Annotated in this window: 8 protein-coding genes and 2 riboswitches; of the genes, 4 read left to right on the top strand and 4 right to left on the bottom strand. The window is 70.7% G+C overall.

Translation table 11 applies throughout. The annotated features are described in order from the left end of the window. Both carB and carA read right to left on the bottom strand, forming a co-directional pair. The coding region (gene carB / locus AC30N0_RS03030; RefSeq protein ID WP_489516456.1) for a carbamoyl-phosphate synthase large subunit at positions 1 to 1,086 on the bottom strand (1,086 nt) is incomplete at its 3' end. Beyond that, positions 1,079 to 2,290, bottom strand: coding sequence for a glutamine-hydrolyzing carbamoyl-phosphate synthase small subunit (gene carA / locus AC30N0_RS03025; protein WP_489516455.1), 1,212 nt, complete (start codon positions 2,288 to 2,290; stop codon positions 1,079 to 1,081). The genes carA and carB, both read right to left, overlap by 8 nt. Before the next feature lie 232 nt (positions 2,291 to 2,522). Between carA and AC30N0_RS03020 the strand changes: the two genes are divergently transcribed. Beyond that, on the top strand, positions 2,523 to 3,209 hold the full coding sequence (locus AC30N0_RS03020) for a Bax inhibitor-1 family protein (protein WP_489516454.1): 687 nt from the start codon (positions 2,523 to 2,525) through the stop codon (positions 3,207 to 3,209). Between the two features lie 30 nt (positions 3,210 to 3,239). Here the strand turns inward: AC30N0_RS03020 and rlmD are convergent, their stop codons facing one another. Continuing rightward, positions 3,240 to 4,601, bottom strand: coding sequence for a 23S rRNA (uracil(1939)-C(5))-methyltransferase RlmD (rlmD, locus tag AC30N0_RS03015; protein WP_489516453.1), 1,362 nt, complete (start codon positions 4,599 to 4,601; stop codon positions 3,240 to 3,242). A gap of 40 nt (positions 4,602 to 4,641) precedes the next feature. Then, a riboswitch (glycine riboswitch) is annotated at positions 4,642 to 4,744 on the top strand. Positions 4,745 to 4,752: 8 nt separating this feature from the next. Continuing rightward, a riboswitch (glycine riboswitch) is annotated at positions 4,753 to 4,859 on the top strand. A gap of 63 nt (positions 4,860 to 4,922) precedes the next feature. On the opposite strand from rlmD, the gene gcvT reads away from it, so the two are divergent. Genes gcvT through gcvP form a run of 3 tightly spaced genes read left to right on the top strand, consistent with a single transcriptional unit; the run spans position 4,923 to position 9,450 of the window. After that, positions 4,923 to 6,053, top strand: a complete 1,131-nt coding sequence (gene gcvT / locus AC30N0_RS03010; protein WP_489516452.1) for a glycine cleavage system aminomethyltransferase GcvT — start codon at positions 4,923 to 4,925, stop codon at positions 6,051 to 6,053. Positions 6,054 to 6,100: 47 nt separating this feature from the next. Beyond that, positions 6,101 to 6,475 (top strand): glycine cleavage system protein GcvH, encoded by a 375-nt coding sequence (gcvH, locus tag AC30N0_RS03005; RefSeq protein ID WP_489516451.1) that lies wholly within the window; start codon positions 6,101 to 6,103, stop codon positions 6,473 to 6,475. Between the two features lie 35 nt (positions 6,476 to 6,510). Continuing rightward, on the top strand, positions 6,511 to 9,450 hold the full coding sequence (gcvP, locus tag AC30N0_RS03000; RefSeq protein WP_489516457.1) for an aminomethyl-transferring glycine dehydrogenase: 2,940 nt from the start codon (positions 6,511 to 6,513) through the stop codon (positions 9,448 to 9,450). A gap of 18 nt (positions 9,451 to 9,468) precedes the next feature. On the opposite strand, the gene AC30N0_RS02995 is transcribed toward gcvP, so the two are convergent. Further along, a partial coding sequence (locus tag AC30N0_RS02995; RefSeq protein ID WP_489516450.1) for an efflux RND transporter permease subunit occupies positions 9,469 to 10,492 on the bottom strand: 1,024 nt, incomplete at its 5' end.

Below are 10,492 nucleotides of genomic sequence, written 5' to 3'. Positions count from 1 at the left end.
GACGTAGTCGATCGACGGCTCGAAGCTGGCCGGCGTCGCGCCGCCGGTGATGTCGTTCTTCAGCTCGTCGAGCGTGTAGCCGACCGCCCGCTTGGCGGCCACCTTGGCGATCGGAAAGCCGGTCGCCTTCGAGGCCAGCGCCGACGACCGAGAGACCCGGGGGTTCATCTCGATGACGACCATCCGGCCGTCCTTCGGATTGATCGCGAACTGCACGTTCGAGCCGCCGGTCTCGACGCCGATCTCGCGCAGGATCGCGATCGAGGCATTGCGCATGACCTGGTATTCCTTGTCGGACAGGGTCTGCGCAGGCGCCACCGTGATTGAGTCGCCGGTGTGGATGCCCATCGGGTCGAGGTTCTCGATCGAGCAGACGATGATGCAGTTGTCCGCCTTGTCGCGGACGACCTCCATCTCGAACTCCTTCCAGCCGATCAGGCTCTCCTCGATCAGGAGTTCCTTGGTCGGCGAGAGGTCGAGGCCGCGCTTGCAGATCTCCTCGAACTCGTCCGGGTTGTATGCGATGCCGCCGCCGGTGCCGCCGAGGGTGAAGCTCGGCCGAATCACCATCGGAAAGCCGTTGCTGCCGGTCTCCTGGGTGATCCGCCGCTGCACGACGAGCGCCTCCTCGAGCGAGTGGGCGATGCCCGATTTCGCCGAGGCCAGGCCGATGCCGGTCATCGCGTCCTTGAACTTGAGGCGGTCCTCGGCCTTCTCGATCGCCTTCTCGTTGGCGCCGATCATCTCCACGCCGTACTTCTGCAGCACGCCGTGGCGGTGCAGGTCGAGGGCGCAGTTCAGCGCCGTCTGCCCGCCCATCGTCGGCAGCACCGCGTCGGGCCGCTCCTTGGCGATGATCTTCTCGACGATGCCCCAGGTGATCGGCTCGATGTAGGTGGCGTCGGCCATCTCCGGGTCGGTCATGATCGTCGCCGGGTTGCTGTTGACGAGGACGACCCGGAAGCCCTCCTCGCGCAGCGCCTTGCACGCCTGGGCCCCGGAGTAGTCGAACTCGGATGCCTGGCCGATGACGATCGGCCCGGCGCCGATGATGAGGATCGACTTCAGATCGGTGCGCTTAGGCATGCGCGCTCCCGGCGCCGGCCTGGACGGCAGCCGGGCCGCTTCGGCCCTGCTCCATCAGCGCCACGAAGCGGTCGAACAGGTAGGCGATGTCGTGCGGCCCGGGCGAGGCTTCCGGGTGGCCCTGGAAGCAGAACGCAGGCCTGTCGACGTGCGCCAGGCCCTGCAGCGTGCCGTCGAAGAGCGAGACGTGCGTGGCGCGCAGCGTCGCCGGCAGGCTCTCGCGGTCGACCGCGAAGCCGTGGTTCTGGCTGGTGTTGCTGACCCGGCCGGTGTCGATCTCCTGCACCGGGTGGTTCGCGCCGTGGTGTCCGAACTTCATCTTGTAGGTCCGGGCGCCGCAGGCCAGGGCCATGATCTGGTGGCCGAGGCAGATGCCGAAGGTCGGGATCCCGCGCTCGATGAACTCACGCGTCGCGGCGACGGCGTAGTCGCACGGCTCCGGGTCGCCCGGTCCGTTGGCCAGGAAGATGCCGTCGGGCCCGTGCTCCAGGGCGTGCGCCGCCGGCGTCTGGGCGGGGACGACCGTGATCCGGCAGCCGCGCCCGGCGAGCATGCGCAGGATGTTGAACTTGACGCCGAAGTCGTAGGCGACGACGTGGAAGCGAGGCTGGGCGAGCACGCCGTAGCCGGAGCCGAGCGCCCACTCCGTCTGCGTCCACGCGTAAGGCTCGCGCGTGCTGACGACCTTGGCGAGGTCCAGCCCGGCCATGCTCGGCGCGGCCCGGGCCCGGGCGACGGCACCCGCGACGACGGCCTCCGTGATCGCCTCGCCTTGGGGCAGGGCGACGATGCAGCCGTTCTGCGCGCCGCTGCTGCGCAGCAGGCGGGTCAGGCGACGGGTGTCGATCCCGGCGATGCCGACCGTCTTCTCGCGCCGCAGGTACTCGCCCAGGCTGGCGTCGCTGCGAAAGTTCGAGGCCCGCGCCGGGACGTCTTTGACGACCAGCCCGGCGGCGTGGACGCGCGCCGCCTCGACGTCCTCCCGGCTGGTGCCGTAGTTGCCGATGTGCGGGTACGTCAGGGTGACGATCTGCCGGCAGTAGCTCGGGTCGGTGAGGATTTCCTGATAGCCGGTCAGCGCGGTGTTGAAGACCACCTCGCCGGTCGTCTCGCCGGTCGTGCCGATGGAAATTCCCCTGAAAACCGTGCCGTCGGCGAGTGCCAGGAGGGCCTGGGCGTGGTCGGGCAGCAGGTGCGGGGACAAGGGTCGGCTCCGGGTCGGGAAGGTGGCCGGCGCAGCGGCGGGCAGCGAACGCGACCGGCCCGCCAGTCGACGGAGGTGCGGCTCCACCCGTGAAAACGAGCGGGCTGAAGCGTCGGAATTGTACCGTCGGGGCGTTGAATTCAGGCCCGCGGGTTGCATATGGTGCGGGAACGCGGGGAACTAGAATCGCCGCGGACGCTCTGAATCACTCACCGCTTCCTCTGGAGGTTCCATGGACCAAAGCATGCAGACGCTCAACACCGGCTACGCCACGAGTACCGTCGACCAGCGCAATCGTGTTCTGCGCAACACCTACTGGCTGCTCGCCCTGTCGATGGTGCCGACGATCCTCGGCGCCTTCATCGGCGTGAGCACCGGCCTGATGGCGGGGCTCGGCGCCGGCATGAGCGCTATCGTGTTCCTGGGCGGCGCATTCGGCTTCCTGTACGCCATCGAGAAGACCAAGAACTCCGCGGCCGGCGTGCCCGTGCTGCTCGCGTTCACGTTCTTCATGGGCCTGATGCTGTCCCGCCTCGTCGGTGCGGTGCTCGGACTGGCGAACGGTGCCGGGCTGATCATGACCGCCTTCGCCGGAACCGGCCTGATCTTCCTAGGCATGGCGACGCTGTCGTCGGTGATCAAGCGCGACCTGTCCTCGATGGGCAAGTTCCTGTTCGTCGGCGCGATCATGCTGCTCGTCGCCGGCATCGCGAACATCTTCCTGCAGTCGAGCGCGCTGTTCATCACCATCGCGGTGCTGGCCATCGGCGTCTTCAGCGCCTTCATCCTCTATGACTTGAAGCGCGTCAAGGACGGCGAGGAGACGAACTACATCAGCGCCACCGTCGGGGTGTACCTGAGCGTGTTCAACGTCTTCCAGTCGCTGCTCGCCTTGCTCGGCTTCGCCAGCAAGGAGTGAGTCGACGCGCCGCGACGGCGCGCCGCTGAACTAGACGGGGCCTGCGGGTCCCGTTTCCTTTGCGCGGTCGAACACGGCGATGCTCTCGACGTGCGCGGTGTGCGGGAACATGTTCACCGCGCCCGCCGCCATGCAGCGGTAGCCGCCTCGGTGGACCAGGAGCCCGGCGTCGCGCGCCAGGGTCGCCGGGTTGCAGCTGACGTAGACGATGCGCTCCGGCGCGTCCCATTCGCCCGCCTGGTCGATCCGGTCGACCAGGGCCTTGACGATGGCGAACGCCCCCTCGCGCGGCGGGTCCACCAGCCACTTGGCGGCCGGCCCGAACGCCGCCAGCTGCGCGGCATCGACCTCGAACAGGTTGTGTACCGCGAAGGTCGCTTTCGCGGCCAGCCCGTTCAGGGCCGCCGCCTCCCGGGCCCGCTCGACCAGCGCCGGGCTGCCTTCGATGCCGAGCACCGACCCGGCCCGGGTCGCCAGCGGCAGCGTGAAGTTGCCGAGGCCGCAGAACCAGTCGAGCACCCGCTGGCCGGGCTGCACGTCGAGGAGGCGGACCGCCCGCGCTACGAGCGCCTGGTTCATGGCGTGGTTGACCTGCGTGAAGTCGGTCGGCCGGAACGGCATCCGGATGCCGAACTCGGGCAGCGAGTAGGCCAGCGCCGACGCGCCGCCGTCCAGAGGCTTCGTCGTGTCCGGGCCCTTGGGCTGCAGCCACCACTCGACGCCATGCGCCGACGCGAAGTCGCGCAGCCGCTCCAGGTCTTCCGGCGGCAGGGGCTCGAGATGGCGCAGGACCAGCGCCGTCGTGCCGTCGCCGACGGCAAGCTCGATCTGCGGGATGCGGTCACGCGTCGCCATCGAGCCGACCAGCGCGCGCAGCGGCAACAGCAGGTCGCTGACGTGGCGCGGCAGGACCTCGCAGGCGACGATGTCGGCGACGAAGCTGGACTTGCGCTCGTGGAAGCCGACCAGCACGGTGCCCTTCTTGGCGACGTGACGGACCGAGAGGCGGGCCCGGTGCCGATAGCGCCAGGCCGGGCCCTCGAGCGGCCGCAGCACGCGCTCCGGCCGGACCTTGCCGAGGTGCCACAGCGCGTCCTCGAGGGCGCGCTGCTTGGTCGCGACCTGCGCACCGACGTGCAGGTGCTGCATCTTGCAGCCGCCGCAGACGCCGAAGTGGCGGCACCTCGGCACGACGCGCTGCGCGCTCTCCTGGCGAAGGGCGACGATGCCGGCCTGCTCCCACTGCTTCTTCTGGCGCCGCACCGAGACCCGGGCTTCCTCGCCAGGCAGGGCATCCTCGACGAAGACGACCTTGCCTTCCGCGTTGTGGGCGACGCCCTGTGCCTCGAGATCGAGCGACTCGATCCGCAACCATTCATCCGCTGCCGTCATCGGCCGGGATTATCCCGGCCGCGTCGAGGCCGCTGCTAAACTGACCCGGCCAGGAGAGCGCTTCACCCCGGTGAAGCCGCCGAAGGCGCAGACGGTGCGAGAGCCCTGTCGAACGCTCAGGTACCAGGGACTGGCACACGCCTGCTCGCAGGCGTTCCTCGCTGGAGAGAGGCCCGTTTCGAGCGGGCCCACCGAAGGGGCAAGCAGGGCCGTTCGCGGCGCTGCCAATCTCTCAGGTAAAGCGGACAGGAGGGCAGTTTCCCGCAGGTCGCCGGCAGGGTGCCGGGTCCGGCGGGGTGTGCAAATTGCCCGGAGCCGCCCATGGCCGACGTGATCCCGCCCGCAGCGTTGCTGAAGACGCCGCTGCACCCGCTCCATGTCCAGCTCGGCGCGAAGATGGTGCCGTTCGCCGGCTACGACATGCCGGTCGCCTATCCGGCCGGCATCCTGGCCGAGCACCGGCAGTGCCGCGAGTCGGCGGTGCTGTTCGACGTTTCGCACATGGGCCAACTGCGCCTCGTCGGCGCCGATGCCGCGGCGGCGCTCGAGACGCTCGTGCCCGTCGACGTCGTCGACCTCGGCGTCGGCCGGCAGCGCTACGCCCTGTTTACGAACGACGGGGGCGGCATCCTCGACGACCTGATGGTCACGCGCCGTGCCGACGATCTGCTGCTCGTCGTCAACGCCTCGTGCAAGTCGGCCGACATCGAACACCTGCGCCGCCACATCGGCTCGCGCTGCAGCGTCGAGCCGCTGCCCGAGCGCGCCCTTCTCGCCTTGCAGGGGCCGAAGGCCGGCGCCGTCATGGCCCGGCTGGCACCGAGCCTGGCCGCGCTCACCTTCATGACGGGTTCGTCGGCACGCGTCGGCGGCATCGACTGCTTCGCGACGCGCTCCGGCTACACCGGCGAGGACGGCTTCGAGATCTCGGTCGCGGCCGACCGTGCCGAGGCGCTGGCCCGGGCCCTGCTCGCCGAGCCGGAGGTCGCACCCGCCGGGCTCGGTGCGCGCGATACCTTGCGCCTCGAGGCCGGCCTGTGCCTGTACGGCCACGACATCGACGCCTCGACTACGCCGGTCGAGGCCGGCCTGACCTGGGCGATCCAGAAGGTCCGCCGTCCGGGCGGCGCACGCGCCGGCGGCTACCCGGGGGCGACGGCGATCGAGGCCGATCTCGGCGGCGGCGCTGCGCGCAAGCGGGTCGGCCTGCTCGGGCTCGAGCGGGCGCCGGTGCGCGAAGGCGCGCGCGTCCTCGACGAGGGCGGGGCGGCGGTCGGCATCGTCACCAGCGGAACGCTCGGGCCCAGCGTCGGCCAGCCGATCGCCCTCGCCTACGTGCCGCTCGCTTTCGCAGTGCCGGGGACGCTGCTGCACGCCGAGGTGCGCAGCAAGCGCCAGCCGATGCGCGTCGTCGCCCTGCCCTTTGCACCGCACCGCTACTTCCGCGGCTGACGCCGTCCCTCTGCCTCTCTACTCACGATATCCACCAGGAGCCCACGATGCCCGTCCTCTACACCGCCGACCATGAATGGATCGACACCGCCGACGCCGATGCCGCGACGGTCGGGATCACCGAGCACGCCCAGGACGCCCTCGGCGACGTGGTCTTCGTCGACCTGCCGCAGGTCGGCACCTCGTTCAAGAAGGGCGACGTGGCCGGTGTCGTCGAGTCGGTGAAGGCCGCCGCCGATCTGTACATGCCGGTGAGCGGCGAGGTCGTCGAGGTCAACGAGGCGCTGCGCGCCGACCCGTCGCTCGCCAACAGCGACCCGCTCGCCGCCGGCTGGTTCATGAAGGTGCGCCTGAGCGACGACGGCGAGGTCACTTCGCTGCTCGACCGGGCCGCGTACGACGCCCTCGTCAAGGCCTCGTGAGGCCGAGCCGCCCCTTGCCCATCGAGGATGAGCAGATGCTGATGTCCGCCACCCCTCCCCTCGCCGAGCTCGAGAACCCGTCCGAATTCGTCGCCCGCCACATCGGCATCGACGCAGAGGCCGAAGCGGCGATGCTGAAGACGATCGGCGCCGGGTCGCGGCGCGCCCTGATCGAGGCGATCGTTCCGGACTCGATCGCGCGGCGAACAGCGATGCGCCTGCCGCCGCCGCTGAGCGAAGCCGCGGCGCTGGCCGAGCTGCAAGGCATCGCGGCGCAGAACCGCGTCCTGCGCAGCTTCATCGGCCAGGGCTCCCACGGCACGCACACGCCGGGCGTCATCCTGCGCAACGTGCTCGAGAACCCGGCCTGGTACACCGCCTACACGCCGTACCAGGCCGAGATCTCGCAGGGCCGGCTCGAGGCGCTCGTCAACTTCCAGACGATGGTCTGCGACCTGACCGGCATGGCCGTCGCCAACGCGTCGATGCTCGACGAGGCCACCGCCGCGGCAGAGGCGATGTCGCTGGCCCGGCGCAGCGTCAAGTGCAAGAGCGAGACGATCGTCGTCGCCGGCGACGCCCACCCGCAGACGATCGAGGTCCTGCGCACCCGGGCCGCGCCGCTCGGCCTGAACATCGTCCTCGCCAACTCCACCGAGGAGTGGGCGACGCTGATCGCGGGCGGCGACTACTTCGCCGTCCTGGCCCAGCTGCCGGCGACGAGCGGCGCCCTGCACGACCTGCGCGCCGACGCACCGCTGATCCACGCCCACGGCGCGGCATTCATCGTCGCTGCCGACCTGCTCGCGCTGACGCTGATCACGCCGCCCGGCGAGATCGGCGCCGACATCGCCTGCGGCACGACCCAGCGCTTCGGCATGCCGATGGGCTGCGGCGGCCCGCACGCCGCCTACCTCGCCTGCCGCGACGACTACAAGCGCGGCCTGCCCGGGCGGCTGGTCGGCGTCAGCGTCGACGCGCACGGACAGGTCGCCTACCGGCTGGCGCTGCAGACGCGCGAGCAGCACATCCGGCGCGAGCGGGCGACGTCCAACATCTGCACGGCGCAGGTGCTGCCGGCGGTGGTCTCCAGCATGTACGCCGTCTACCACGGCCCGGAGGGGCTGACGCGCATCGCCGGGCGGATCGCCTCCTATGCGGCGGTGCTCGCCGAGGGCTTGCGCCAGCTCGGCTGGCCGATCCGCGGCGAGACCGCGTTCGACACGCTGACGATCGACACCGGTGCCGCGACGGCCGAGCTCGCCGCGCGGGCCGTGGCCGCCGGCATGAACCTGCGCCGATTTCCCGAGTGGGGCGACACGATGCTCGGCATCGCTCTCGACGAGACGGCGACGCGCGACGACATCGTCGCCCTCTGGCGCGTGTTCGCGAAGGACGGCCAGCCGGTCCCCGACATCGGCGGCTTCGAGCGCGGCATCACGCCGCTGATCCCGCCGGCCCTGCGCCGCACGTCGGCCTTCCTCACGCATCCGACGTTCCATCGCCACCACGCCGAGACGGCGATGCTGCGCTACATCCGCAGCCTCTCCGACAAGGACCTGGCGCTCGACCGCTCGATGATTCCGCTCGGCTCGTGCACGATGAAGCTGAACGCGTCGAGCGAGATGATCCCGATCACCTGGCCGGGCTTCGCGAACATCCATCCGTTCGCACCGGCCGACCAGCGCGCCGGCTACGAGCTGCTGCGCCGCCAGCTCGAGCACTGGCTCTGCGAAGCGACCGGCTATGCCGGCGTGAGCCTGCAGCCCAATGCCGGCTCGCAGGGCGAGTACGCCGGCCTGCTCGCGATCCGCGCCTGGCACGCCTCGCGCGGAGAAGCGCACCGCAGCGTCTGCCTGATCCCGGAGTCGGCGCACGGCACGAACCCGGCGAGCGCGCAGATGGCGGGGCTGCAGGTGGTGGTGACCAAGTGCGACGCCGACGGCAACGTCGACCTCGCCGACCTCGAGGCCCGCTGCGTGCAGCACCGCGACCGCCTGGCAGCGGTGATGATCACCTACCCCTCGACCTACGGCGTGTTCGAGCGGCGCGTGCGCGAGCTGTGCGAGATCGTGCACCGGCACGGCGGCCGGGTCTACGTCGACGGCGCGAACATGAACGCGCTGGTCGGCGTCGCCGCGCCGGGCGAGTTCGGCGGCGACGTCAGCCACCTCAACCTGCACAAGACCTTCTGCATCCCGCACGGCGGCGGCGGCCCCGGCGTCGGCCCGGTCTGCGTCGTCGCGGACCTCGTGCCCTTCCTGCCGGGCCACGCCGCCGGCCAGGTCGAAGGCGGCGTCGGCGCGGTGTCGGCGGCGCCGCTCGGCAATGCCGCCGTGCTGCCGATCAGCTGGATGTACATCCGCATGATGGGCAGCGAGGGGCTGCGCCAGGCCACCGAGACGGCGATCCTGTCGGCCAACTACATCGCGGCGCGTCTGGCCGGCCACTACGAGCTGCACTTCAGCGGCAACGTCGAGGGCATCGGCGGCGGCGGCGTTGCGCACGAATGCATCCTCGACCTGCGGCCGCTGAAGGAAGCCACCGGCGGAGACAAGGGCGGCCAAGGCATCAGCGCCGAGGACGTCGCCAAGCGCCTCGTCGACTACGGCTTCCACGCGCCGACGCTGAGCTTCCCGGTGCCGGGCACGCTGATGGTCGAGCCGACGGAGAGCGAGCCGCTGGCCGAGCTCGACCGCTTCTGCGCCGCGATGATCGCGATCCGGGCCGAGATCGCGAAGGTCGAGGCCGGGACCTGGCCGCGCGACGACAACCCGCTGAAGTCGGCGCCGCACACCGCGGCCGCCCTGCTCGGCTCCGAGTGGACGCGCGCCTACACGCGGGAGGAAGCGGCCTTTCCGCTGCCGTCGCTGAGGGCGGGCAAGTACTGGTCGCCGGTCGGCCGGGTCGACAACGTCTGGGGCGACCGCAACCTATCGTGCTCCTGCCCGCCCCTGGCGAGCTACGAGGACTGAGGCCGGCGCGCCCGGCGGTCAGTCCTTCGACGCCGGCATGTGCGCCGTCATCGAGCCGCCGGCCGATGCCGGCGGCGCTTCGCGCGGCGATGCCGGCCTGCGCTCGCGCACCAGGTAGCTGTACAGCACCGGAACGACGACGAGCGTGAGCAGGGTCGAGGTGATGACGCCGCCGATGATGGCCCGGCCCATCGGCGCCTGGATCTCGCCGCCTTCGCCGAGGGCCAGGGCGAGCGGCAGCATGCCGAACACCATCGCCGCGGTGGTCATGATGATCGGCCGCATGCGGACCAGGCCCGCCTGCAGCAGCGCCTCGGCCATGCCGAGCCCGTTCCGGCGGCCGTGGTTGGCGAAGTCGACGAGCAGGATCGCATTCTTGGTGACCAGGCCCATCAGCATGACCAGGCCGATCATCGAGAACAGGTTCAGCGTCGAGCGCGTGAAGAGCAGCGCCAGCATGACGCCGATGAGCGCGAGCGGCAGCGAGGCCATGATGGCGATCGGCTGCAGGAAGCTGCCGAACTGCGACGCCAGCACGATGTAGATGAAGATGACCGCGGCGCCGAGCGCGAACAGGACGCCCTGGAAGGCCTCGGCCTGTTCCTTGGTGTCCCCACCCACGTCGAAGCGATAGCCCGGCGGGAGCTGCGTCTCCTTGACGATCTTCTGGACATCGGCGCCGACGTCGCCGCTCGGCCGACCCTCGGACCGGGCGTAGAGGGCCTGGCGCCGCTGCAGGTCCTGCCGCTTGATGACGACCGGGTTCTCGACCGGCACGATGTCGGCGACGCGCGACAGCTCGATCGGCGTGCCGTCCCGGGCGTAGGCGACCGGCAGGTCGTCGAGCTGGGCGACGTTCTCGCGCGCCGTCTGCGGCAGGCGCAGCTCGACGTCGACCTGCTGCCCGTCGGGCGACGTCCAGTAGGTCGCGACGTCGCCGTTGACGAAGGCGCGCAGGCTGGCGGCGAGCTGGGTCGCCGTCAGCCCGAGCTCGCGGATGGCGTCCGGCTTCAGGCGCACGGCGTAGGCCGGCAGCCCCGGC

This window comes from Rhizobacter sp., from assembly GCF_031412495.1.
In the GTDB taxonomy this organism is placed as follows: Bacteria; Pseudomonadota; Gammaproteobacteria; order Burkholderiales; family Burkholderiaceae_C; genus Schlegelella_A.
Note: the sequence above shows the minus strand (reverse complement) of the source record. Positions and strands in the feature narration are given on the sequence as shown.

Excerpts from the sequence above, each read along its gene's own strand:
- AC30N0_RS03020 (WP_489516454.1), top strand. The coding sequence starts at position 2,523 with ATGGACCAAAGCATGCAGACGCTCAACACCGGCTACGCCACGAGTACC.
- gcvT (WP_489516452.1), top strand. The coding sequence starts at position 4,923 with ATGGCCGACGTGATCCCGCCCGCAGCGTTGCTGAAGACGCCGCTGCAC.
- gcvP (WP_489516457.1), top strand. The coding sequence starts at position 6,511 with ATGCTGATGTCCGCCACCCCTCCCCTCGCCGAGCTCGAGAACCCGTCC.
- gcvH (WP_489516451.1), top strand. The coding sequence starts at position 6,101 with ATGCCCGTCCTCTACACCGCCGACCATGAATGGATCGACACCGCCGAC.
- rlmD (WP_489516453.1), bottom strand. The coding sequence starts at position 4,601 with ATGACGGCAGCGGATGAATGGTTGCGGATCGAGTCGCTCGATCTCGAG.